Here is a 25,346-nt window from a genome sequence, read left to right on the forward strand (position 1 = left end):
CCTTTACTCTATTCAACAGGTTCTAGCTAAATTGTCGTTCTGTTAGTATCACTTTTTGCTACTTACACCCAAGGACTTGATTTTTCTATGCAAGGCTGAGCGCTCCATACCCACAAAATCGGCGGTTCTCGACACATTACCGCCAAAACGAGCAATCTGAGCTAACAGATATTCACGTTCAAAGACTTCTCGCGCCTCACGAAGCGGCATGGCCATAAGTTGCTCGCCACCACCCGTATTTGAACCATGAGGCGCACTTGGTAAATAAGCACCAATATCTGACGGCAAAAGATCTACAGTGATCTCGCTATCTGGTTCCCCTTTAGCAAGGATCATCAATCTTTCAATATTATTTCGTAATTGCCGAATATTGCCTGGCCAATCGTGTCCTTGCAAAATAGCCATTGCATCTCCAGCGATTTCACGAACTGGAAGGCCTTGAGATTCTGAAATTTGGCCCATGAAATGAGTAACGAGAAGCGGAATATCATCGCGTCGCTCAGACAAAGCTGGCACACGAAGCGGCACAACGGCCAACCGATGAAACAAGTCATCCCTGAATGTGCCTTGTTCAATTTCTGCCTCAAGGTTTCGTGCCGTTGAAGAAATAAAGCGCACATCAACTTTTACAGGTGTTTTGCCGTTGACCCGATGAAAATACTGATCAACCAGAACGCGTAAGATCTTGTTTTGCGTTTCAATCGGCATATCGGCTACTTCATCAAGATAAAGCGTGCCGCCATGAGCGCGTTCTAAAGCGCCCGTACGCCGCGCACTACCATCAGGTGCTTCACTACCAAATAACTCTTCTTCTATCTGGTCAGGATCGAAACCACCCGCTGTCAAAATAACAAAAGGTTCTTTGGCGCGTTGAGATTGATTGTGAATATGTTGCGCGATTAATTCTTTACCCGCACCAGAAGGACCAGAGATCATAATGCGGCTATTGCCTGGTGCAATGCGTTGGGCATTATGCATCATCTGACGAAAGATGAGAGATTCCCCTATCAAAGTATCGTCAACGCCTGTCCGCTGCCGTAACTCCTCAACTTCTGATCTTAATTTAGAAACCTCCAAGGCGCGCTCTGTCACCTGAAGCAAACGATCCATTTTGAATGGTTTTTCAATATAGTCATAAGCACCACGCTGAATGGCTGAGACCGCCGTTTCAATATTTCCGTGTCCTGAAATCATAATAACAGGCAAACCATCGTGGAGCTTTTTGAGTTCATCAAGAACACCAAGCCCATCCATATCACTGCCTTGAAGCCAGATATCCAAAAACACAAGAGCTGGACGCCTTTTGGCCACTTCTGCCAGAGCATCATGACTTGTCGCAGCTGAGCGTGTTTCATAACCCTCATCTTCAAGTAAGCCTGCCACAAGCTCGCGTATATCATCTTCGTCGTCTACAACAAGAATATCAGTTGCCATTGCTTGAAACTACTCGCTTTTTAAAAATCTCATTCATCATTATTCTGCTGCTTCCTGCTCACTAGATAAATTCTCATTTTTGATTGGAAGGCTTATGCGCACCATTGCGCCACGTCCAGTTTGAGCAAAATCTGGTGAATCTAGCAGTTCTACCTTACCTTTATGATCCTCAACCACCTTAACAACAATTGACAAACCAAGGCCGGTGCCTTTTTTGCGTGTCGTCATATAAGGTTCGAGTAACTTGTGGCGGTTTTCCTTCGGCCATCCCTTACCATTATCAATAATCTCAATTATCAAAAAATTCTCATCAGACGAGCCTTTGATATCAATTTTACCGACATGATCCGCTGGGTCAGAATCCGATGGGGTGATCGCTTCTCCGGCATTTTTAACAATATTTGTGATAGCTTGTGAGAGTAAACGTTCATCAAAATAACCAGTCAAAGGTTCTTCAGGCAATTCTAGGGCGAATGATATCTCCGGCTGCGCAACCTCACGCACATAGACGGCCTCTTTGAGGCACTCCCTCAAATCGCCTTTTTGAAAACTTGGCTTCGGCATACGGGCAAAGGATGAGAACTCATCCACCATTCTACCAATATCACCGACTTGGCGGACGATCGTTGAGGTGCATTTGTCAAAGACATCTTGATCTTTTTCATTCAAATTTTTACCAAAACGTCTACGTAACCGTTCCGCTGATAACTGGATCGGGGTCAGTGGATTTTTAATCTCATGGGCAATCCGCCGAGCAACATCTGCCCAAGCGGAGGTACGCTGAGCTGTCACCAAATCTGTAATGTCATCGAGCGTGAGAACAAAACCATCTCTAGTAGCATCAGAAAACCCCGATGTTATACGCGCGTTAACAGTGTATTCCATACCGCTTCGAACAAGGGAGACTTGTGCGCGATGAGAATCACGGTCAGCGGCCATGGCTGTTTTCATCAATTTTGCTATTTCTGGTATTACCTCCGCAACAGGCTTACCAACCGCCTCTTCTTCTTTTAGATTGATCAATAACTGGCCAAAACGATTGATAATTTCAATATTACCATTCGCCGAAATGCCAACTACACCAGCGGTTACACCTGACAAGACGGTCTCAATGAACCGACGTCGAAGCTCTAGCTGATCATTGACTTCCAACAAATCACGACGCTGATCATTTAACTGCATGGTCATTGTATTGAATGTGTCGCTCAAAGCACCAATATCACCTTCTTTTTTGCGCACAGGCACCTGAACGGACAAATCACCTTTAGAAACAGATTCTGCAGCGAGCATGAGTTTTCGTATTGGATTTACCAAGCCATCAGCAAAATTAATGGCCATCCACACAGACGACACTAAAAGAACAAGCGCAACACCGAGATAAAGCAGAGCAAAAGCAACCTGCGTCCCGGTTCGTGAGGCATCCAATGACGAATACTCCGCTGACTTTAATTCCGCATTGCGAAGATGTTCGACAACTTTAGGGTCCACGGCACGGATGGCATAAAGGAAATGGTTATCAAAAACATCAATTCGGATAAGAGCACCAACAAGGTTTTCTGTCCGGCCTGGATTGATAAATATAGGAACTTTTTCAAGGCGTTTTGTCACATCATCGAGGGCGACTTGAGGTACTTTAGGCCATTCGCGCGGGCTCGCGATATTGGCTTGATCAATCACTTCCCCATTTTCGTCAATGATCTGAAGATGTGGAATTTTTCTAATGCCCGCTTGTGACGTTAGAAACAAATGTCGTTGTTTCACGTTTTGATCAAGGACGTCACGTATCCTTTCATAATCTTTCGCTATTGCATCAACATCAGCCAAAAGAAAACGTGCATGTTCGTTAAGATAAGAACGAGCAACAATGACCGATGAATCAACGATGCTTTGAGTTCTATCCGAAAACCACCGATCAAGCCCCTGATCTAGCGTGAAGCTTGCTACAATAGCGACAATTAAAGCTGGTACAGCCGCGATAAGTCCAAAAAGGCTGACAATACGGATATGCAAACGAGCGGCGGCACGACCTTTTAATCTTGCCCGCCATAAATGAAAAATCTCATAGCCAACCGTTATGACCAGACAAACAATCAAGCTTGTGATCAAAATCGCAATCGTACGAGTAACTTCACTGGTTGGTTCAATCGACGTGAAACCCATTAAAACTGCGAAAGCAATAATGGTGCTAATGAGCGCTACAACAACCAAAACGAGCCCAAACAACCGACCTGATTGCAACAGATTCATCCGTTTGGTTTTGGGGACTATATCTACATTCATCGTTTCTGTCTGATGAGCCATGTGTAATCAAAGACTGTTCTTGCTACGCTCGACAGTATATCTAATGTACTGCGATTAATATGCAACACTAACTGTTACTTAAATGACACACAACACCTAGGGCGCTGTATTTATACAATTTTACTACATATCAATGAGCAAAATATGCTCGCCACAACGATTTATCTTAAACCAAGGCCAAAGTTGTAGCCATGATACGAGTCATGATATTGGCAATAATACTGGCCATAATACTGGAACGAAAAGTCCAGTTCAGACAGAAATACGAACGACAGGTATCTGCAAATCACGAATTTTCTTGCGCAATGTATTTCTGTTCACGCCCAATAATTCGGCTGCTTTAATCTGATTACCCCTTGTCACAGTCAGTGTTGATGTGAGCAGAGGATATTCCAGCTCTTTGAGAAGCCTGTGATACAGGCCTGGTGGCGGCAAATCATCACCGAAGCTATTAAAGTAGTTTGCTAAATATCGTTCAATAGAGCCACTCAAAGTCAATTCTTCTTCAATCGCCTGACGCATAAGGGCCGGTTCATCAATTTGATCAAATTCGGCAGAAATAATGCCTTCAGTGATGACATCTTCAGGACAAAGAGCAGCCAGTTTGCGCATCAAATTTTCAAGCTCCCGAATGTTACCAGGCCAATTATGCCGTTTAAGCCGTTCGAGTGCATTTTTTTCAATTTGCTTACTGCCCAAACCCTCAGTTTCTGCAAGAGCAAAAAAGTGGTGTACCAAGTCTGCAATATCATCCACGCGTTCACGCAATGGCGGAAGACGAAGCGGCACAACATTGAGCCGGAAGAACAAGTCCTCGCGAAAAAGCCCCTGATTAATTAACTGGTGCAAATCCTTGTTGGTTGCTGCAATAATCCGAACTTCAGTTTTAATCGAGGTGCGTCCACCCACGGTGGAATATTCACCTTGTTGGAGAACCCGCAACAAACGGGTTTGCGCTTCCATCGGCATATCACCTATCTCATCAAGAAATAGCGTGCCGCCTTCTGCCTGTTCAAATCGGCCTGTTCCACGTGTTTGAGCCCCGGTGAAAGCCCCTTTTTCATGACCAAAAAGTTCAGCCTCTATGAGATCGCGTGGTATAGCCGCCATATTGATCGCAACAAAAGGGCCGTGCTTGCGTTTGCCGTAATCGTGAAGAGCACGGGCGACCAGTTCTTTACCTGTGCCAGATTCGCCATTGATCATCACGGTCAGATCAGTTTGCATCAATCGCGCAAGAATTCGATAAATTTCCTGCATTGCCGCTGAACGCCCAACAAGAGGCATACTGTCGTCGCCGTCATCGAATACTTGTTTTGAAATTTGACTCTTTGGTTCAGACAAAGCGCGACCAACAATGGATGTTAGTTCTGTGAGATCAAAAGGTTTGGGTAGATATTCATAAGCACCACGTTCAGAGGCTTTGATCGCGGTCATAAAGTTATTTTGTGCACTCATAACAATAACCGGAATTTCTGGCCTCGCCCTTTTGATGCGTGGCAGAAGGTCAAAGGCATTTTCATCAGGCATGATCACGTCAGTAATGATAAGATCACCCTCACCCTCAGCGACCCAACGCCAAAGTGTTGCCGCATTAGACGTCAACCGCACCTCATATCCAGCGCGAGACAACGCCTGATTAAGCACTGTTCGAATTGCTGCATCATCATCAGCGACGAGAATTTGGCCTTTTGACATCAGTTATTACCTTCCGTGTCATGATCTTCCATACCATTGCGCTTTGGTTCCACATCAGAATTGTAGGCTGGGAGGAGTATGCGAAAAACCGTATGTTTTGGTTGCGATTTGCATTCAATAATACCGCCGTGGTCACCTATAATCTTGGCAACTAAAGCAAGGCCAAGGCCCTTACCATTCGTTTTCGTGGTTACAAATGGATCGAATAATAAGGGGTGGATTTCATCAGGAACGCCCTTACCATTATCAATGATACAAAACTCCATAGGCAGAGCAACGCGCTCACTGCTGCCAGCTGCGGCAATACGAACACCGGGGCGAAAAGCAGACGAAACAATGATTTCAAGATTCTCATTGCCTACTGCTGCTTCTTGAGCATTTTTAATCAGATTTAAAAATACCTGTATTAATTGATCACGATTAGCAAAGACTGGCGGCAGCGATGGGTCATAATCTTTGATGATTTTCACACTCTTTGCGAAACCATTTTCTGCAATGCTAACAACATGATCGAAGATCGTGTGAATGTTAACCGGTTCACGCTCTATAGGCCGCTCATCCGAAAACACTTCCATGTTGTCCACAAGGCCAACAATACGATCAGTTTCATCGATAATAAGACGTGTCAGCGCGCGGTCATCATTGTTTGCTGATTGCTGCAAAAGTTGCGCAGCGCCTCTTATGCCGGATAGAGGGTTTTTAATCTCATGGCCAAGCATTGACGCCAGACCGATGACGCTTTTTGCCGCACTTCTATGGGTTAGTTGGCGATCAATTTTATCGGCCATACTACGCTTTTGCAGCATAATCGCGACCTCGCCCCTGCCATGGTCTATTGGAGTAGCAAAAACATCAACAATTTGGGAACCATTGGTGCGTGGCGTGCCTATATCAACCTTATATTCGTTCACCGGACCATTTCGCTCTCTTACCTGAGGAATGAGATCAACAACAGGGCTACCAAAAGGCAATATCTCTTCAATGGTATGTTTTTTAAGCCATGCAATACCTGCATGATAGAAATCTTGACCAGCGTAATTGGCATAAATAATCTTGTTATCAGCATCAACAACAAGCACAGGGTTCGGCAAAACATTTAACACGCCTTGTTGAATGTCGCTCTCTACACTCATGCCATCATTTGCTTTGCTATTATTCATGCGGCATTTCGCTTTGCGTTTTCATGTTTTGGCGCGACAGCACGCTCAAACACGGTTTTTATGGTTTTCAAAATAAGTGCAGTATCGGTATTTGTTAAGAGCACTAAACGCTCCTCTTTTGGTGTCTGGCGTGCGCGATTTTCATTGGCGTCAAGATACCAAGACAAATGTTTGCGCGCGGCCCGCATCCCAATATGCTCACCGTAATGATCAAGCAACGCCTCATAATGTTCAATAATAATATCAACCAGAGCATCCTGAGTTGGCTCCTCTAAGACCTCACCAGTTTCAAGGTAATGAGCAGCATGGCCAACAAGCCATGGACGACCATAAGCACCTCGTCCGATCATCACACCATCAGCACCAGTAATATCAAGTATATGAGCCGCATCACGCACACTACAAACATCGCCATTGGCAATAAGAGGTATAGATATAGCTTGCTTTACAGCACCTATTGCAGGCCAATTAGCGCATCCATTATAAAACTGACATCGTGTACGCCCATGCAGCGTTATCATTTGCACGCCCGCCTCTTCAGCTCGCTTAGCCAGATCAGCCGCATTTAAAGAATTATCATCCCAACCAAGACGCATTTTGAGCGTTACAGGGCAATCAACCGCATTGACCGTCGCCTCAACAAGGCCCATCGCATGATCAAGGTCGCGCATAAGTGCTGATCCGGAATAACCGCTTGTGACCTTTTTCGCCGGACAGCCCATATTGATATCAATAACATCCGCACCAGAATCACGCGCCCGCATCGCGCCGATTTCCATCCATTTGGCTTCACGACCAGCAAGTTGAACAATATTAGGAGAGATACCCTCTCCCTTTAATTTTAAAACGGCCTCATCATCTTCCATGGCCAATTGTTCACTGGCAATCATCTCGGAAACAACCGCTCCGGCCCCAAAACGCATAGCAAGACGACGAAACGGCGAATCGCTTACGCCCGACATGGGAGCAAGAAAGGTCGGATTTCTAATGGTGAAATCGCCGATATTCATTGAATACAAGGAACCTTTGATCCGCAATATGCATAATAATTATGCGTTTTATATCTTGCCTACATAATAATCATTTATATCTTTTCGACAAGCGCAAAAGATGAAGTATGGTAAAAATCCAGCTAGACTTATTGCGGATGCGCTTTGTGAAGCGTATGCCTTGGCTTAAAATATACTAAAATCGCATGAAAGCCGTATTTAATGGAAAGTCAGAGGATTGCTGTAGTCATTGTTGCTGCTGGGCGCGGAGAACGGGCACGTAGAAAGGGTGAAAGCGACAAAGGGCCAAAACAATATCGCCAGATAGGCTCCTCAACTGTACTTGCCGAAACGGTTCAGCGGTTTGCAACCCACTCTCTTATTACTGATATTGTTGTTGTCATTCATAAAGACGATGATGCACTGTGCAGCAAAGCACTGGCAAACATCGATGCAAATATCGCCAATGATAAAATACGTAAAACCGTAAAAGGTGGCGCTTCACGACAAGCATCTGTTTTCGAAGGATTAAAGGCGATACACTCATTAAGCCCTGATTATGTTCTGGTACATGATGGCGTGCGCCCCTTTGTGTCGCATGGCACCATTGAGCGGGTCATTGACGCGCTTTTTAATCACAAAGCCGTGCTGCCTGCCTTACCCGTTGTTGATACAATCAAACGCGTAGAAACAACCTCGACAAATGATAACATCATCCGCGAAACTGTGGATCGCTCTCAATTATGGGCAGCACAAACACCGCAGGGCTTTCACTTCGATGCACTATATGCAGCACATACACAAGCAAAAGCAGACCAATTTACCGATGATTGCGCTGTTATGGAGTGGCGAGGCAATGATGTGCATGTGGTTGAAGGTAATATAGAGAATGTCAAAATAACCACCGCTGACGATATAGATGAGGCCAACAAACGAATGAGTGAGACAGTAATGATGGAAACCCGTGTCGGTAATGGCTTTGATGTCCACGCTTTTGAAGAAGGCAATGCAGTCATACTAGGTGGTGTTTCAATACCCCATACAAAGAAACTTAAAGGGCATTCTGATGCGGATGTTGGTTTGCATACCATCACAGATGCTATCTACGGCGCGTTAGCTGACGGCGATATCGGCAGTCATTTTCCGCCGAGCGATCCACAATGGAAGGGCGCGGCTTCTGATCAGTTCTTGATCCATGCCTGCGAACGGGTAAAAGCGCGCGGCGGGCGCATTGTCCACCTTGACCTCACCTTGATGTGTGAAGCCCCTAAAATTGGCCCGCACCGCGATACCATACGCGCCCAAATCGCCGAAATTTGTTCGCTACCTCTCTCTCGTGTGGCGGTTAAAGCAACAACAACCGAACGGCTGGGCTTTACAGGGCGCGAAGAAGGCATTGCTGCCATGGCAACAGCCACCATACAAATTCCGTTTGAGGACTAAGATGGCCTCGCCCACCATGCATTCTCTCGCCCAAACCGTCATAGAACGCTTTAACGCGAATAAAATGATGGTGGCGACGGCTGAAAGCTGCACCGGCGGACTGATCGCAGCAGCGCTCACAGAAATAGCCGGCTCGTCTAGCGTTCTAGATCGCGGCTTTGTCACCTATTCCAATGAAGCAAAAGCTGAGATGCTTGGCGTGCCCACACCTCTCATAGTGGAGCATGGCGCCGTAAGCCACCCTGTTGCACAAGCCATGACCGCAGGTGCCCTAAAACATTCAAACGCTGATGTCGCAGTTGCCGTCACCGGTATTGCTGGTCCCAGTGGCGGCACAGTTGAGAAGCCCGTCGGCCTTGTCTATATCGCAGCCCAAAGGCGCGGGCGAGAGGCTTTCGTCTCAAAAGAACTATTTGGCGACATTGGCCGCGAAGCAGTGCGCCAAAAAACCGTTATCAAAGCATTAGAAATGCTCTCGGCTCAGCTCACTCCATAAACCTCATCAGCGCGCGCCTCAAAAGCTGCCGCAAATTTACGAAAAGCACGATCAAAAACCGCCCCCATCAGGGCCGCAAATGTCCGACTTTTGAATTCATATGTGAGATGAAACAAGACTTCCGTGGTCGTTGCGTCAATTTTCTTAAACGTCCATAGGTTTTCAAGATCGCTCACTGGCCCATCAAGATATTCAACCAGAATTTTCGAGCCTTCCCGATCAAAAGTCACCTTGGTGGTAAAAGTCTCCCGCACCAATTTATAAGCCACGGTCATATCGGCGACGAGCACCTCACGACCATCAGGCATGGTTTTGCGGCCGCGCACGTTTAGGCTTTCGCATAAGGGAAGAAATTTGGGGTATTGCTCAACGTCCGCCACCAGATCAAACATATTCGCCATGCTATGGCGCACAATATGGTGTGTCTCGAAAGAAGGCATTAGCTCTGCTTGCTGGCCCGCGCGGTTTTCAAACGAGCAAAGTCTTCACCGGCATGATGAGAAGAACGTGTGAGCGGGCTTGATGAAACCATCAAGAAACCCTTGGTATAGGCAATTGTTTCATAGGCCTTAAATTCTTCTGGCGTGACATATTGCACAAGCTCATGATGGCGTGGTGTAGGCTGCAAATATTGGCCAATTGTAATGAAATCCACATCAGCGCTGCGCAAATCATCCATCAATTGCAGCACTTCGTTTCGCGCTTCACCAAAGCCTACCATAATGCCGGACTTGGTGAAAATTTCAGGGTCCAACTCTTTGACCCGTTGCAAAAGCCGCAACGAGTGGAAATAACGCGCACCCGGACGCACTGTGAGATATTTAGAGGGCACAGTTTCCAAGTTGTGATTAAAGACATCAGGCTTGGCCGCCACCACAACTTCAAGCGCACCTTCTTTGCGCAGAAAATCTGGCGTTAAAATCTCAATAGTTGTGCTTGGCGAATGCTCGCGGATTGCGCGGATAACACGCGCAAAATGCTCAGCGCCCCCGTCGCTCAAATCATCACGATCAACCGAAGTAATCACCACATGCAGTAGGCCGAGTTTTTTAACGGCAATAGCGACATTTTCAGGCTCTTTATCGTCCAATGCATCAGGAATGCCGGTACGCACATTACAAAAGGCGCAAGCACGGGTGCAAATCTCACCCATGATCATCATAGTCGCGTGCTTCTTTTCCCAACATTCGCCAATATTAGGACATCCTGCCTCTTCACAAACCGTGACAAGATTGTTTTCTTTTACGATTTCTCGCGTCTCATTATAGGCTTTAGACCCTGGTGCCTTTACACGAATCCAAGATGGCTTCTCCACGCGTGGAGACGCTGGACGTTTGGCTTTTTCCGGATGCCGCACAAAATCTTTTGGTCGCAGCTTTGTGTCGAGTAAAGTTACCACAATATTATTCCGAGCCGCGACCTTTGAAATACTTCAGGACATAAAGCAGAATTAAAGCGCCAACAACAGCGGTGACTAAGGATGGAATAATACCGCCACCAATTTGAAGCCCCAGCAGATTGATGACCCAACCCCCTATAAAAGCACCTATAATGCCAACAATGATATTGGTAAAAATACCGTGGTCGCTGTTTGTAACACGTTCAGCTATCCAACCAGCAACACCACCAATGATAATCCAAAATATAAAACTCATAAACTTCTCCTGTTTCAGTGAAATCCTTTATTATTCAATATCGAGCACTGATGCGAATAATTGAATACCAAGACATCTTGTTGCACAAGCCCTGTCGGTTGACACTTGTTATGCACATCACGCTTAACGACGCATCGTTACCCGCTTTTGATTTTTTCTCACCGGTCCTTATACGTAATATTCTAGCGGATTACCTAGGCAAAGCTTATTCTAGGAATGGATAACCTTCCCATATGCATCAAGCACACTTTCATGCATCATTTCTGACAAAGTTGGATGTGGGAAGACTGTGTGCATGAGGTCTTCCTCGGTGGTCTCTAAATTCATAGCAACCACATAGCCCTGAATAAGCTCAGTCACTTCTGCGCCCACCATGTGTGCGCCAAGCAATTGGCCTGTTTTTTCGTCAAAAATAGTTTTCACCAATCCATCAGGTTCACCAAGCGCAACCGCCTTACCGTTTCCAGCAAACGGGAAGCGGCCAACTTTGACTTTATAACCTTCTTCCTTGGCTTTTGCTTCAGTCAAGCCAACACTGGCCACCTGTGGATGGCAATAGGTACAGCCTGGAATTTTCTTTTTGTCCATTGGATGCGCATCGAGGCCTGCAATTTTCTCAACGCAGATCACGCCCTCATGTTCCGCTTTATGCGCAAGCATCGGCGGGCCAGCCACATCGCCAATGGCGTAAATGCCAGCAACATTGGTGTTGCCATAGCCATCAATCACGACACAGCCACGGTCCGTTTTAATGCCGAGTTTCTCAAGGCCAAGCCCTTCGATATTGCCTTGAACACCAACCGCAGAAATCATTTTATCTGCAGTAATTGGCGTCACTTTTCCATCTTTACCCTCAACATGGGCGGTTACCTGCCCTTTGCCTTTTTCCACCTTGGTGATTTTGGCCTCGGTGATGATTTTCATGCCCTGTTTTTCAAGCTGTTTTCTCGCGATGGCAGAAATTTCTGCATCTTCCACCGGCATAATTTGTGGCATAAGTTCAACAACAGTCACATCCGCGCCCATGGTGTTGAAGAAGCTGGCAAATTCAATACCAATCGCACCTGAGCCCATCACAACGAGTGACTTTGGCATATCCTTGGGCACCATTGCCTCAAAGTAGGTCCAGATTAGATCGCCATCCGGTTCAATGCCCGGTAGAGCACGTGGCCGAGCGCCAGTAGAGATGATAATATGCTTAGCTTTATAGGTGCCTTCGCCCTTCGTGCCTTTTGGAGCAGGATGCTGCGGCATAACGGCTTTTTTCGTTGGGCTGGCAGTTACTTTTATTTCACCCGCTTTAATGATTTCAGCTTCGCCCCAAATCACATCAACTTTATTCTTCTTAAGAAGAAAACCAACGCCACCATTCAACTGTGCTGAAACACCACGCGAGCGCCCCACAATTTTGCTTATGTCAAAGCCGGCTTTATCGACACTTAGGCCATAATCTTCGGCGTGCTGCATATAATGAAAAATTTCAGCTGATCGCAAAAGCGCTTTGGTCGGGATACAACCCCAATTGAGGCAAATACCGCCTAAGTGCTCACGTTCAACCACGGCTGTTTTCAAACCTAGTTGCGCAGAACGGATAGCCGCGACATATCCGCCTGGCCCTCCACCGATAATAATAACGTCGTATTGAGACATGGGACGAACTCCTAATTCGAAAAGGATCGATTGAGCAGGCTTAAGCAGCCATCCTTCAAACGAGCATACTCATCGGGTTTTGAATGTAATTTTTAAAGGCAGCTGCCAATTGCGCACCAACAGCACCATCAATAACACGGTGATCAAACGCGAATGTTGCCGTCATCACCATGGCAACACTAAGCTCCCCATCCTTGACAACAGGACGCTTGTCACCAGCACCAATGGACACAATGGACGCATGCGGTGGATTGATGATGGAAGTAAATTCTTTCACACCAAACATACCTAGATTAGAAACAGCAGTCGTACCACCTTGATATTCTGTGGGTGCCAGCTTTTTGGATTTCGCGCGCCCAGCCATATCTTTGACTGCATTTGAAATGACAGACAAAGACTTGTTCTCTGCTTCACGTACAATCGGCGTAATCAAACCGCCATCAATAGCAACAGCCACACCCACATCTGCGTGTTTGTGGACAATCATGCCGCTTTCAGTCCATGATGCATTTGCTTCAGGTACCGCTTTAAGAGCTAACGCCAGTGCTTTGATAATAAAATCATTCACTGAGATTTTATAGGCAGGCTTATCGTCTTTTACCGGTGCAGCTTGATTGATTTCCTTGCGCGCCGCCATCAAGGCGTCCAGCTCGCAATCAACACTTAGGAAATAGCCCGGTATTGTTTGCGTGGATTCTGTGAGGCGCTTGGCAATTGTCTTACGCATACCATCATGCGGAACCACATCATAAGAGCCTTCCTCAAACAGTTTGAGCACCGCCTCATCAGACATGCCAGTTGGCATAGCGCTCGCACCAGATTTAGCAGGCGCCGGTGCACCAGCCTTAGCTGTGCCCGATTTAAGCGCTTCATCAACATCCCGCTTCACAATACGACCACGAGGCCCCGTGCCAGTAATTTTTGTAAGATCAAGACCTTCTTGTCCAGCAATACGCCGCGCAAGAGGTGACGAGAAAATGCGCTCACCATCTACTTTTGGTGCGGCTGGTGCTGGTGCTGGCGCGGGGGTGGCAGCCGCAGCTGGTGCGGCATCAGGCTCAGCGGCAGCAGGAGCGCCGCTTGCGGGTGCAGCGGCAGCTTTGGGTGATGATCCAATAGCACTTGCATCTTCGCCATCTTCAAGAAGAACAGCAATAACAGCATTGACCTTCACGCCTTCAGTGCCATCTGCCACCATAATCTTGCCGACAGTACCTTCATCGATGGCCTCAACTTCCATCGTCGCCTTATCGGTTTCGATTTCCGCCAAAACATCGCCAGATGTAACAGCATCCCCTTCTTTTACCATCCATTTGGCAAGTGTGCCTTCCTCCATGGTTGGTGAAAGGGCGGGCATTAAAATTTCAATCGGCATGGTTCTTTACTCCCAGTCCCGCCCGCTTAGCGTGGCTTTTGTGAGGCGGACTTTACCGTCATCCGCTGGAATACGGTTGGCCGCCTGTTGAATAAACGTTTGTATTTCAACCGCTTTCGCGATTGCAGTCTCTTGATTCATGGGCCGCCGAAAATGATCTTCAAGAGCATCTTTGCTCACTTCAATTATCAATCCCGGGCTACGCCCTACTCGTCTCATTGTATCAAACTGAACACCGTCATTCATGCGATCATAGCGCACAGATTTAATGTCCAATCTGATCATATTCTTAGCCCATATATGTGACAGCTTTCACCGCCTCGACCACTTCCTCTGTCGTGATCAATGCAAGTTTCTCTAAATTAGCCGCATAAGGCATCGGCACATCTTTGCCGCACAGGGTAATCACTGGTGCATCCAGATAATCAAAAGCTTGCTGCATAATCTGGCTTGAAATATGAGAACCGACTGATGACTGCGGGAAACCTTCTTCCACGGTGACACAGCGGCCTGTTTTTTTGACCGATTCAATAACCGTAGGCAAATCCATCGGGCGAATTGTGCGAAGATCAATAACCTCAGCACTCACCCCAACACCAGCAAGTATATCAGCCGCTTCAATCGCGTATTTCATACCAATACCAAACGAGACAATCGTCACATCATCGCCCGTTTTATGAATGCGAGCCTTGCCAATTGGCAACACAAAGTCATCCATCTTAGGCACATCAAAACTCTGGCCGTAAATGACTTCGTTTTCAAGGAAAACAACAGGGTTTGGATCACGGATTGCAGCCTTCAAGAGACCTTTAGCGTCTGCAGCGCTGTAAGGCATGACCACTTTAAGACCCGGCACCTGGCTATACCAAGCGGCATAACAATGAGAGTGCTGAGCGGCAACGCGAGAAGCGGCACCATTTGGACCACGAAACACAATCGGACAACCCATTTGACCACCCGACATATAAAGAGTTTTAGCCGCTGAATTGATTATATGGTCCATTGCCTGCATGGCAAAATTGAAAGTCATAAACTCAACGATTGGCCGCAAGCCCGCAAAGGCCGCACCAACACCCAGTCCAGCAAAACCATGCTCAGTAATCGGTGTATCAATGACTCGACGGTCTGAAAATTCATCAAGCAAGCCTTGAGTGATTTTATAAGCGCCCTGATATTCGGCCACTTCTTCGCCCATAACGAAAACATCATCATCCCGGCGCATTTCTTCAGCCATAGCATCGCGCAAAGCTTCACGCACAGTGGTTGAAACCATTTCCGTACCGGCTGGTATGTCTGGGTCATTGGCAACTTCTGCAACAATCGGCGCGGCCGCAACAGGCGCTTGTGCTGGTTCTTCACTTGGCGCTGCAGCAGGACCGGCTGCGGAAGGCTCTGAAGCGCTCAAATTGCTGGCATCTTCGCCTTCTTCAACCAAAATAGCGATCACCGCATTGACTTTAACGGCCTCTGTGCCTTCTGCCACAAGCAGCTTACCAACGGTGCCCTCATCAACAGCTTCCACTTCCATGGTCGCTTTGTCGGTTTCAATTTCAGCAATTACATCACCTGATGAAACCGTGTCACCCTCTTTGACGAGCCATTTAGCAAGAGTACCCTCTTCCATTGTTGGCGACAGGGCAGGCATGAGAATTTCTATAGGCATGATCAGCCTCCCCTTAAATCAAAATATCTGTATAAAGCTCTGACACAGGTGGCTCAGCATCATTGGTTGCAAAATCTGCAGCCTCATTCACCACCGCGCGCACATCTTTGTCAATTGCTTTCAAGCCTGCTTCATCGGCCCATTTATTGCCAAGAATACGCTCTTTAACCTGTTCGATCGGGTCGTGATCTGAACGCATTTTTTGAACTTCGTCTTTACTGCGATATTTTGCCGGATCTGACATTGAGTGCCCGCGATAACGATACGTACTCATCTCCAATATCATCGGCCCCTTGCCCGAACGACAATGAGCAACAGCGTCTTGCCCTGCTGCATGCACCTCGCGTACATCCATGCCATCCACCTTGATACCCGGTATGCCGAAAGAAGCACCTCGATCAGCAAATTCGGTGTGTGCCGATGCCCGTGAAACAGACGTTCCCATAGCGTAGTGATTGTTTTCAATAACAAAAATAACTGGCAAGTTCCATAAGGAAGCCATATTGAAACTTTCATAAACTTGACCCTGATTAGCAGCTCCATCACCAAAATAGGTGAGAGATACTTTATCATTGCCCCGATATTTATTTGCAAAAGCAAGCCCTGCACCAATTGGCACCTGCGCACCAACGATGCCATGACCGCCAAAAAATTGCTTTTCTCTAGAGAACATATGCATTGATCCGCCCTTGCCTTTCGACAAACCGCTAATGCGTCCGGTCAACTCAGCCATCACACCTTTGGGGTCCATGCCACAGGCCAACATGTGACCATGATCGCGATAACTTGTTAGAACCTGATCTTCGCCTTCATTAATGCACATCTGCATGCCAGTAACCACGGCTTCTTGGCCTATATAAAGATGGCAAAAACCACCAATAACGCCCATGCCATAAAGCTGCCCCGCTTTTTCTTCAAAGCGGCGAATAAGGAGCATATCCTTATACGCTTGTACATCTTGCTCTTCAGTAAAGTCTATATTTGACTTCGCCTTAGATCGACTCGTGGTTTTCTTAGCAGCGGCTGCCATAGTGCCTCCCGTTTGGAACCTATTGTTGCAATGTATCAGATATTTTAAAAGCGCGGAACAAATATAAATGGTTTTTTTTATGAGCTAAATAACTATTATTGATGAACTATCACATAATAAACCAAATATAAGCAAATTAAATAAATTTACAATATAGTGATTAATTTTAATTCAAAAGGTAAACAACCTCATTAGGATGAATAACATTCAATTTAGCGCGCGCTAATTCATCTACTGTCTCACGGTCAGGACTGCCATGCGCCAAGAGCGTCGTACGTCGCTCTAAGGCCTTACGCTCTTCTCGTGTATCAAATAGTTTCGCTTCTAGCGTATTAATATCACTACGAATAGACCAATAGGCTATCAATCCATAAGAACCATGAAAGGCATGGAATCCAAAATAGCCTAAAAACGCTATTGTGAATACGGGTAGTAATAGACGATTTATGAAAGATTTTTTTCTCTGGCGGGTGGCCATTGAATACACCGTTACACTTTACTCAAAACAAGCCTTAATTATCCTTCACCCACATTAAGAAATAGTTTCCATTTGTTATTTTTCGAATCAGTAATGAAAAAAAGCGGCGCTTGAAAGCGCCGCCACATAATTCGATATTTATGCTTTTAATGTGAACACACAAGCATGCAATTGTTGCAGGCCAACATTTAGATTTTAAGCGCGTCACGTCCAAGATAAGCGGCCTGCGTCCCCAGCTCTTCTTCGATACGGATAAGCTGGTTGTACTTTGCCATTCTGTCAGAGCGCGCCAGAGAGCCTGTTTTAATTTGTCCGCAGTTCGTAGCAACAGCCAAATCAGCAATCGTGCTGTCTTCGGTTTCTCCAGAGCGATGCGACATCACAGCCGTGAACCCTGCCCTATGCGCTGTCTCAACGGCATCCAGTGTTTCAGACAAAGTGCCAATCTGATTGACCTTCACAAGGATGGAATTAGCACAACCTTTAGCGATACCCTCACGCAAGCGCACTGAGTTAGTTACAAACAAATCGTCCCCCACAAGTTGGCATTTATCACCAACCAAATCAGTCAATGTTTTCCAACCATCCCAGTCGTCTTCGTCCATACCATCTTCAATTGAGATAATTGGATAGCGCGCAACCAAGTCTGCCAGATAATGCGCCATTTCATCAGATGAAAGCGTTTTGCCCTCGCCTGCAAGTACATATTTTCCATCTTTATAAAATTCGCTAGATGCACAATCAAGCGCGAGACAAACTTCTTCGCCTGGCTTATATCCTGCAGCTTCAATAGATTTCATAATGAAATCGAGCGCCTCATTTGTGGAGCCAATATTAGGAGCAAAGCCACCTTCATCACCAACATTGGTGTTATGATCAGCAGCTGATAACGCTTTCTTCAACGTGTGGAAGATTTCAGAGCCAATACGAACAGCATCCGCAATGGATGCGGCCTTAACCGGCATAATCATAAACTCTTGAATATCAATTGGATTGTCTGCGTGCTCACCACCATTGATGATATTCATCATCGGCACCGGCATCACATGCGATTGCGTTCCACCAATATAGCGGTAAAGCGGTAAAGCAGCAGCTTCTGCTGCGGCCTTTGCATTTGCCAATGATACACCCAAAATCGCATTAGCACCTAAGCGAGATTTATTCGGTGTTCCATCAAGCTCAATCATCGCTTGATCGATCTGGAGTTGATCTTCTGCATCAAGACCACTGAGCAATTGAAAAATCTCCGTGTTCACAGCTTCAACAGCCTTAGACACACCTTTGCCCATATATTGATCGCCGCCATCTCGTAGCTCAACGGCCTCGTGAACGCCAGTAGATGCACCAGAAGGTACAGCAGCACGGCCCATTGACCCATCTTCCAGTGTCACATCGACTTCAACAGTAGGGTTTCCACGGCTGTCAAAAATTTGGCGGGCAGTAATATCAATAATAGCAGTCATTCAATTTTCCTGTAGCAATAGGGGTAAACTAATACGAAGGTCCTATCCCATGAGGGGAAAAATGAAAAGTTGTATTTTGAAATTCGGCCGCATCCGGCCTAATTTTTGGAGCGTTTGGCAACAAATTCACGTAATTATTACCTCATATGATTGGTATGACAATCGGCCACTCCTTAGTTTAAACCTATGAAACGACCCGATCAATCTTGGACATTCGACGTGTGGTTTAAATTTTCAAAGGACGCCAGACCATGAAAAAAATAGCATTCAACATAATTTCAACTGCAAGCCTCGTATTTGCCATAGGCTTAACCGGCATTACTTTTGCCACGGCTGGTGGCGGTGAAGACCCAAGCACTACAGCTCTAAATGCCGCAATAGCTGAAGAACAAAATAGACAGTTCGAAGAGAGACAGGCAAAAAAGAGACAAGCGAGAAAAGTTGCCTCTAAGAATGATAAGCGGAAACGCTAATCAACTCGTTTAGCTAAGCAATCAAGCGAAAGAGAATTGGTTCTCTTTCGCTGATTTATCAAGTGCCACAAGACTAACTAGCAGGCGTTCCATTTCTGCCAAAGGCACCATAACTGGGCCATCAGATGGTGCATTATCGGGGTCTTGATGACATTCCATAAACAGACCTGCGACACCCACAGCAACGGCTGCACGCGCTAATACCGGTACAAATTCACGTTGCCCCCCTGAGGCGCCACCTAGGCCACCAGGCTGCTGCACTGAATGTGTTGCATCATAGACAACCGGCGCACCACTTGCCGCCATAGTTGGTAACCCACGAAAATCAGACACGAGCGTATTATAACCAAAGCTTGTTCCGCGATCAGTCAGCAATACATTTTGATTGCCGCTTTCGGTGACTTTAGCCAATACATTTGTCATGTCCCAAGGCGCAAGAAACTGCCCCTTTTTAATGTTCACGATGCAGGATGTATTTGCCGCCGCAATCAGCAAATCAGTCTGGCGGCACAAAAAGGCCGGAATTTGCAAAATATCAACGTGACCATCAAGGGCCGCGCATTGTTCTTCTGTGTGGACGTCGGTGAGAACAGGAATCCCAAAACGGTCGCGAATTTCATCGAATACAGGGATTGCATTTTCAAGCCCAATGCCACGCTTGCCGCTCAAGCTGGTACGGTTTGCTTTATCAAATGAAGCTTTAAAGACATAAGGGACACCAAGCTTATCAGCAATTTCCTTCAAGGCTTCAGCCATCATCAGAGCATGAATGCGAGTTTCCATCTGACAGGGACCAGATATCAGAACAAAAGGCGCCTGATTGTCGAAAGTAACGGCACCTCTCAAGGTGCTTACTTTTGCATTTGGTTTATTACTCATTCGGCGCACCTAATTTTTGATACTTATAATTTTACCTGTCGCGATAATAACATCAACAGATGAGGCATCACGTTATTAAACAAGTCGGCTTTGGTCGAGTGCTGCGGATATGAAGGATGAAAATAATGGATGCGGCTCTAGCGGACGGCTTTTCAATTCAGGATGATATTGAACACCAACAAACCACGGATGATCGGTGCGTTCCACGGTTTCTGGCAAAATGCCATCAGGCGACATACCGGCAAAGATTAGACCCGTATCTTCCAGTGTTTCCCGATAAGCTACATTCACCTCATAACGATGGCGATGGCGTTCTGAAATTGTCGTATCACCATAGATTTTTGCAATCTGACTGCCTTCACCAAGAGATGCTGGATAAGCGCCTAGTCGCAATGTACCGCCCATGTCCCCCTGAGAAGCGCGTTTTTCAAGCATATTACCACGCACCCATTCTTTCATCAGGCCAACAATCGGTTTGCCGCCTTCGCCGAATTCAGAAGATGTAGCGTCTGTAATCCCTGCCAGATTGCGCGCGCTTTCCAACACGGCCATTTGCATACCAAAGCATATACCGAAATAAGGAACATTGTGCTCGCGCGCATATTGGATGGCTTTGATTTTTCCTTCAGCACCGCGTTCACCAAATCCACCCGGCACCAAAATACCATTGACCTGATGGAGATAAGGCGTTGGATCTTCTTGCTCAAAAACTTCTGAGGCAATCCACTCAATTTTAACGCGCGCCTTATTAGCAATCCCACCATGGGTCAGTGCTTCGATGAGAGATTTATAGGCATCATGCAAATCCACATATTTGCCAACAATCGCGATTGTCACTTCACCTTCAGGGTTATGCAGAATATGGGAAATATCACGCCATGGCGTAAAGTCAGGCTCAGGTGCATCGGTAATACCAAAAGCATTCAATACCTCCCGATCAAGACCCACATCATGATAGGCAATGGGTACATCATAGATACTGAGAGCATTTAGTGCGGGTATAACAGCCGATTCACGAACATTACAAAACTGAGCTAGTTTCCGACATTGGCTTTTAGGAATTTCGCGATCACACCGAACCATTAAAATATCAGGCTGCACACCAATCGAGCGTAATTCTTTTACCGAATGCTGGGTTGGTTTTGTTTTAAGTTCACCCGCACTGCTAATATAAGGCATCAAGGTCAGGTGAATGTAAATTGCTTGCCCACGGTCTAATTCATTGCCGAGTTGTCGTATCGCTTCAAAAAACGGCAAAGCCTCAATATCACCAACAGTTCCACCAATTTCGCATAAAACGAAGTCATAATCTTCGTTACCATCAAGAACAAAGTCTTTAATCGAATCCGTAACATGAGGAATGACTTGAACAGTCGCACCAAGATATTCACCTCGGCGCTCCTTGGAAATAATGCTTTGATAGATTTTACCAGTGGTAATGTTGTCTGTTTTATTGGCAGCGCGTCCGGTGAAGCGCTCATAGTGACCAAGATCAAGATCAGTTTCCGCGCCGTCATCGGTAACAAAAACCTCACCATGCTGTGTGGGGCTCATTGTGCCCGGGTCAACGTTTAAATAGGGATCGAGTTTGCGAAGGCGAACTTTATAACCTCGCGCTTGAAGGGCAGCACCAAGTGCTGCCGAAGCGAGACCTTTTCCAAGCGAGGAAACCACGCCACCAGTGATGAAAATATACCGTGCCATGGGCGTGCAGAATAGCGTCCTAATCTTGAATTCCAAATGCTAAATGCACTTTTCCAAAACTTTCCCCGTGAGAAATCCATATAGAATGGAATAAATCACGAGAAAATCACTTAATGTATTGTTTTAGTTGTAAATATATAGACTGCCAATTTATTCAGCTGTTGGCACTTGTGGTCCAGTACTCGGCACTACAGGCTCAATCGGCGTCAGTGGCGAAAGCGGTTGTATGCCACCATTTTCAGCACCAGGCACACGATCCAAAAGTGACGACCCAGAGTCTAAATTACCTAAAATGGTCAATGTAATGGATGTAATAAAGAAGCCAGCGGCCAAAATAGCTGTTGTTTTTGTCAGCAAATTGCCTGTCCCGCGTGAGGACATCATGCCGCCGCCGCCGCCGCCAATACCAAGAGCTCCGCCCTCAGAACGTTGCAACAAAATGACGACAGCCATCACTAGGACAATAATTAAGTGAATAACGATTAATACCGTTTCCATATGGCTTACTTTCTTACAATTAAGTACCCAACAAATGGGCTTTCTTTTGCTGCCTTACAAGACTTGGCCATGAAAAGCCAGTCCCATTCGCACTTCAATTACCTCTGTAGACCTCAGCAATCCCCAAAAAGTCCGCTGACTTGAGGCTTGCGCCGCCCACAAGAGCGCCGTTCACATTATCAATATTCATAAGCTCACCGGCATTAGATGGCTTGACGGAACCGCCATAAAGAATACGCATCGCATCGCCTTGAGCATTGAACCGCTCATTGAGAGCCTTGCGAATCGCAGCGTGCATTTCAGCGATATCATCAGCTGTTGGAACCAATCCTGTTCCTATGGCCCAAACAGGCTCATAAGCAATCACAACATCAGCAGCTGTTGCATCAGCTGGTGTGGATCCTTGGAGTTGGGACAAAACAACTGAAATGGCATTACCAGCCTCCCGCTCATCCTTTGTTTCTCCTACACATATGATAGCAACCGCCCCTGCCCGTTTTGCAGCCAAGGCTTTTGCATGAACCGTGTCGTTTGTTTCACCGTGGTCAGCGCGACGTTCGGAATGGCCAACGATTATGGCGCTTGCGCCACTATCTACAAGCATTTCAGCCGATAAATCACCAGTATGAGCACCACTGACTTCCATATGACAATCTTGCGCTCCAACCAGCATATTATCGCGATCATTGGCTAAGGAATGAACCAAAGTTGCGGGAGGGCATATCATCAAATCCACAGCAGCACTCAAGTCTGTATTGTAGGCTTTTTTCATGTGCACAAACTCAGCAAGAGCGCTGGATAAGCCATTCATTTTCCAATTGCCTGCTACCAGTGGTTTAATCGCCATCTTTTTAAATCCTCAATTCTTCTTAAAACTTTGAGCGTGTTTTAACAGAACAATCAAAGGTTACAAGTGTATCATTATATAGAACACTCACAATATTATGCATGATATTGACGTCTTTCAGCTTGCAGCGTAAGCCACAGCCACATATGTTATTATATCTAATCAACGGCTCATAAAGGTCCTTTATCAATGCTCACTTTTCTAAAAGGCGCTTCTGGAACAATTGTTGCAAAAATTTTGCTAGGTTTACTCATTGCAAGTTTTGCCGTTTGGGGCGTTTCTGGTGCCGCTCTTAATTTTGCCAGTGGCACTATTGGTTCCGTTGGATCAACAAAAATCAGCACGTCAGATTTCCAACGTGAGTACCTTGCCGAAATAGATCGCGTTGGCCGTCAATTTGGTCAACGAATAACATCCACGCAAGCGCGTCAGTTTGGCCTTGATCGCCAGATACTTGCCCGCATGGTCAATCAGGCAACACTCGATGATAGAGCAGCGGCACTCAAGCTTGGCGTGTCTGATGATAAAGTCGCAGAAGAAATACTAACAGATCCCGCATTTTTAAATGCCAATGGCTCATTCGACGGCTATCGCTATCAACAACTTGTTGTTGGTTCAGGTTTGAGCGAAAAAGCGTTTTTACAGGAACAAAAGAAAGCCTACACGAGACAACAAGTGGTCAACACCTTGATTGGTGACGTAGCCATACCAGACGCGTTACTAGCAGCGGCTGCAGCCCACATGAATGAGGAACGCACAGTCGATTATTTGGAAATTGATGTGCGTGACATCACAGCCATCCCTTCACCAGACGACGAAACGCTCCAAGCATATTTCGACAGCAATAAAAGCACATACCGCGCACCGGAATACCGCTCCATTGATTATATCTCAGTACAATTATCTGATCTAGGTGGAGCAGACGGTATAAGTGATGCAGATGCGCGTGTGTATTATAACGCCAACAAAGAACGTTTCACCAAAACCGAAAAACGCAACATTCGTCGTATCAACTTCGATACAGAAGCTAAAGCGCGCGATGCGGAAACAAAATTAAAAGGCGGCATAAGCTTTGATACCTTACTGATGGAACTTGAATTAACGGCAGCCGATGTCTTCCTAGGTGTTCTTTCAAAAAATGCTATCCTTGATAAAAAACTCGCCGATGCGGCCTTTGCGCTGGAAGCTAAAAAGCCAAGTGGCGTGATTGACGGTGACTTTGGTAAAATGATTATCATTGTTGATGATATCGAAGGTGGTTCAACCCAAACATTTGAATCTCTCGTCACATCAATCAAAAGCGAAATGGCTGCAGAGAAAGACAACCGTGTTCTTTTGGAAAAACTCGATCAAGTGGAAGACGCGCGCGCAGCTGGCAGCACATTCTCCGAGATCGCGGCTAAGTACTCTCTTAAACTTTCAAAATTGCAAGATGTCGCTCAATCAGGCGAGCTGAAAGCAACTGGCCAAGTTTCATCGACAATACCTGGTCGCGAACAACTTTTGAGCGAAGCGTTCCAAAGTGATGTAGGCATTGAAAATGACGTCATTGAAGTGGGTCGTGATGGCTTTATATGGTTTGAAGTCACAGACATCAAAGCAGCACGCGACCGCACGCTTGAAGAAGTAAAAGAGCGTGCGCGCCAAGACTGGATTACAGCAGAAACAACGAACGAGATCGCAGCACGCGCTGATGCAATCGTTGACGCCCTCAACGGTGGTAAAACGATCGCTAAGCTTGAAGAAGAGATGGGGCGTAAAGTAACGACTGTGAGCGGCATCAAACGCAATGCACCCGTTGATGGCTTAAGCGAAGCCGCTGTTGGCCTACTCTTCAATGGCGCGAAAGGTTATATCACCAGCGCACCCGGTGAACGCAGCAACCAAGCCTTTGTCATCAAAGTGACCGACATTGCCAGCGGATCAAGCGAACGCAATGAGGATCTTACAAACAATATTACAAGCGCCGTACAAAACGATGTGCTTGCCACATATATTGGTTACGTGCGTGATCGTGAAGGATCAACAATCAATGCTGAAGCTCTTGAATATGCCACAGACCTTGACGCTCAGCACGGTTATGGTGGACACGGTGGCAATTACTAAAGCT

Annotated in this window: 23 protein-coding genes; 4 read left to right on the forward strand and 19 right to left on the reverse strand. The window is 46.3% G+C overall.

The window, feature by feature from the left end; genetic code table 11:
• Positions 1-48: 48 nt before the first annotated feature.
• The 5 genes from ABJ081_10360 to dusB form a co-directional block, all read right to left on the reverse strand.
• A complete protein-coding gene (locus tag ABJ081_10360; protein ID MEP6357074.1) occupies positions 49-1,434 on the reverse strand; it encodes a sigma-54 dependent transcriptional regulator in 1,386 nt (461 codons plus the stop codon).
• Between the two features lie 39 nt (positions 1,435-1,473).
• Complete coding sequence (locus tag ABJ081_10365; GenBank protein MEP6357075.1) at positions 1,474-3,735, reverse strand: PAS domain-containing sensor histidine kinase; 2,262 nt, start codon at positions 3,733-3,735, stop codon at positions 1,474-1,476.
• Between the two features lie 252 nt (positions 3,736-3,987).
• Entirely contained in the window at positions 3,988-5,433 is a 1,446-nt protein-coding gene (gene ntrC / locus ABJ081_10370; GenBank protein ID MEP6357076.1) for a nitrogen regulation protein NR(I), read from the reverse strand.
• The gene (locus ABJ081_10375) at positions 5,433-6,593 is read right to left on the reverse strand and encodes an ATP-binding protein (GenBank protein MEP6357077.1); all 1,161 of its coding nucleotides are present in this window, start codon (positions 6,591-6,593) and stop codon (positions 5,433-5,435) included. The genes ntrC and ABJ081_10375 overlap by 1 nt, the downstream gene beginning before the upstream one ends.
• Positions 6,590-7,603 (reverse strand): tRNA dihydrouridine synthase DusB, encoded by a 1,014-nt coding sequence (dusB, locus tag ABJ081_10380; protein MEP6357078.1) that lies wholly within the window; start codon positions 7,601-7,603, stop codon positions 6,590-6,592. Before dusB ends, ABJ081_10375 begins: the two co-directional genes overlap by 4 nt.
• Before the next feature lie 201 nt (positions 7,604-7,804).
• On the opposite strand from dusB, the gene ABJ081_10385 reads away from it, so the two are divergent.
• Entirely contained in the window at positions 7,805-9,025 is a 1,221-nt protein-coding gene (locus ABJ081_10385) for a bifunctional 2-C-methyl-D-erythritol 4-phosphate cytidylyltransferase/2-C-methyl-D-erythritol 2,4-cyclodiphosphate synthase (GenBank protein MEP6357079.1), read from the forward strand.
• Between the two features lie 16 nt (positions 9,026-9,041).
• Positions 9,042-9,521, forward strand: a complete 480-nt coding sequence (locus tag ABJ081_10390) for a CinA family protein (GenBank protein ID MEP6357080.1) — start codon at positions 9,042-9,044, stop codon at positions 9,519-9,521.
• Here the strand turns inward: ABJ081_10390 and ABJ081_10395 are convergent.
• The 10 genes from ABJ081_10395 to eno form a co-directional block, all read right to left on the reverse strand.
• Positions 9,506-9,961 carry an SRPBCC family protein gene (locus tag ABJ081_10395; GenBank protein MEP6357081.1) on the reverse strand — a complete coding sequence of 152 codons (456 nt, stop codon included), beginning with the start codon at positions 9,959-9,961 and terminating at the stop codon, positions 9,506-9,508. The genes ABJ081_10390 and ABJ081_10395 overlap by 16 nt on opposite strands.
• Positions 9,961-10,920, reverse strand: a complete 960-nt coding sequence (gene lipA, locus ABJ081_10400; protein ID MEP6357082.1) for a lipoyl synthase — start codon at positions 10,918-10,920, stop codon at positions 9,961-9,963. The genes ABJ081_10395 and lipA overlap by 1 nt, the downstream gene beginning before the upstream one ends.
• 4 nt (positions 10,921-10,924) lie before the next feature.
• Complete coding sequence (locus ABJ081_10405) at positions 10,925-11,176, reverse strand: GlsB/YeaQ/YmgE family stress response membrane protein (protein MEP6357083.1); 252 nt, start codon at positions 11,174-11,176, stop codon at positions 10,925-10,927.
• Positions 11,177-11,386: 210 nt separating this feature from the next.
• A complete protein-coding gene (gene lpdA, locus ABJ081_10410) occupies positions 11,387-12,826 on the reverse strand; it encodes a dihydrolipoyl dehydrogenase (GenBank protein ID MEP6357084.1) in 1,440 nt (479 codons plus the stop codon).
• Between the two features lie 55 nt (positions 12,827-12,881).
• Positions 12,882-14,201, reverse strand: a complete 1,320-nt coding sequence (locus ABJ081_10415) for a pyruvate dehydrogenase complex dihydrolipoamide acetyltransferase (protein ID MEP6357085.1) — start codon at positions 14,199-14,201, stop codon at positions 12,882-12,884.
• A gap of 6 nt (positions 14,202-14,207) precedes the next feature.
• Positions 14,208-14,486: a hypothetical protein gene (locus tag ABJ081_10420; protein MEP6357086.1), complete on the reverse strand. Its 279-nt coding sequence runs from the start codon at positions 14,484-14,486 to the stop codon at positions 14,208-14,210.
• Positions 14,487-14,490: 4 nt separating this feature from the next.
• Positions 14,491-15,864, reverse strand: coding sequence for a pyruvate dehydrogenase complex E1 component subunit beta (locus ABJ081_10425; protein MEP6357087.1), 1,374 nt, complete (start codon positions 15,862-15,864; stop codon positions 14,491-14,493).
• Positions 15,865-15,877: 13 nt separating this feature from the next.
• Positions 15,878-16,894, reverse strand: coding sequence for a pyruvate dehydrogenase (acetyl-transferring) E1 component subunit alpha (pdhA, locus tag ABJ081_10430; GenBank protein MEP6357088.1), 1,017 nt, complete (start codon positions 16,892-16,894; stop codon positions 15,878-15,880).
• A gap of 166 nt (positions 16,895-17,060) precedes the next feature.
• Positions 17,061-17,372 carry a septum formation initiator family protein gene (locus tag ABJ081_10435; GenBank protein ID MEP6357089.1) on the reverse strand — a complete coding sequence of 104 codons (312 nt, stop codon included), beginning with the start codon at positions 17,370-17,372 and terminating at the stop codon, positions 17,061-17,063.
• A gap of 188 nt (positions 17,373-17,560) precedes the next feature.
• Entirely contained in the window at positions 17,561-18,835 is a 1,275-nt protein-coding gene (gene eno, locus ABJ081_10440) for a phosphopyruvate hydratase (protein ID MEP6357090.1), read from the reverse strand.
• Between the two features lie 251 nt (positions 18,836-19,086).
• Here eno and ABJ081_10445 point away from each other — a divergent pair, with 251 nt between their 5' ends.
• A complete protein-coding gene (locus ABJ081_10445) occupies positions 19,087-19,308 on the forward strand; it encodes a hypothetical protein (GenBank protein ID MEP6357091.1) in 222 nt (73 codons plus the stop codon).
• Between the two features lie 21 nt (positions 19,309-19,329).
• Here ABJ081_10445 and kdsA read toward each other — a convergent pair whose 3' ends face one another.
• The 4 genes from kdsA to tpiA all read right to left on the reverse strand — a co-directional run bounded on the left by kdsA (position 19,330) and on the right by tpiA (position 23,236).
• A complete protein-coding gene (gene kdsA, locus ABJ081_10450) occupies positions 19,330-20,187 on the reverse strand; it encodes a 3-deoxy-8-phosphooctulonate synthase (GenBank protein MEP6357092.1) in 858 nt (285 codons plus the stop codon).
• 75 nt (positions 20,188-20,262) lie between these two features.
• Positions 20,263-21,891, reverse strand: coding sequence for a CTP synthase (locus ABJ081_10455; protein ID MEP6357093.1), 1,629 nt, complete (start codon positions 21,889-21,891; stop codon positions 20,263-20,265).
• Between the two features lie 150 nt (positions 21,892-22,041).
• Positions 22,042-22,389: a preprotein translocase subunit SecG gene (gene secG, locus ABJ081_10460; protein ID MEP6357094.1), complete on the reverse strand. Its 348-nt coding sequence runs from the start codon at positions 22,387-22,389 to the stop codon at positions 22,042-22,044.
• A 94-nt stretch (positions 22,390-22,483) separates the two neighbouring features.
• Positions 22,484-23,236, reverse strand: a complete 753-nt coding sequence (gene tpiA / locus ABJ081_10465; protein ID MEP6357095.1) for a triose-phosphate isomerase — start codon at positions 23,234-23,236, stop codon at positions 22,484-22,486.
• 189 nt (positions 23,237-23,425) lie between these two features.
• On the opposite strand from tpiA, the gene ABJ081_10470 reads away from it, so the two are divergent.
• On the forward strand, positions 23,426-25,342 hold the full coding sequence (locus ABJ081_10470; GenBank protein ID MEP6357096.1) for a SurA N-terminal domain-containing protein: 1,917 nt from the start codon (positions 23,426-23,428) through the stop codon (positions 25,340-25,342).
• Positions 25,343-25,346: the final 4 nt, after the last annotated feature.

The sequence above is a fragment of the Hyphomicrobiales bacterium genome, from assembly GCA_039989895.1.
Classification (GTDB): domain Bacteria; phylum Pseudomonadota; class Alphaproteobacteria; order Rhizobiales; family JACESI01; genus JACESI01.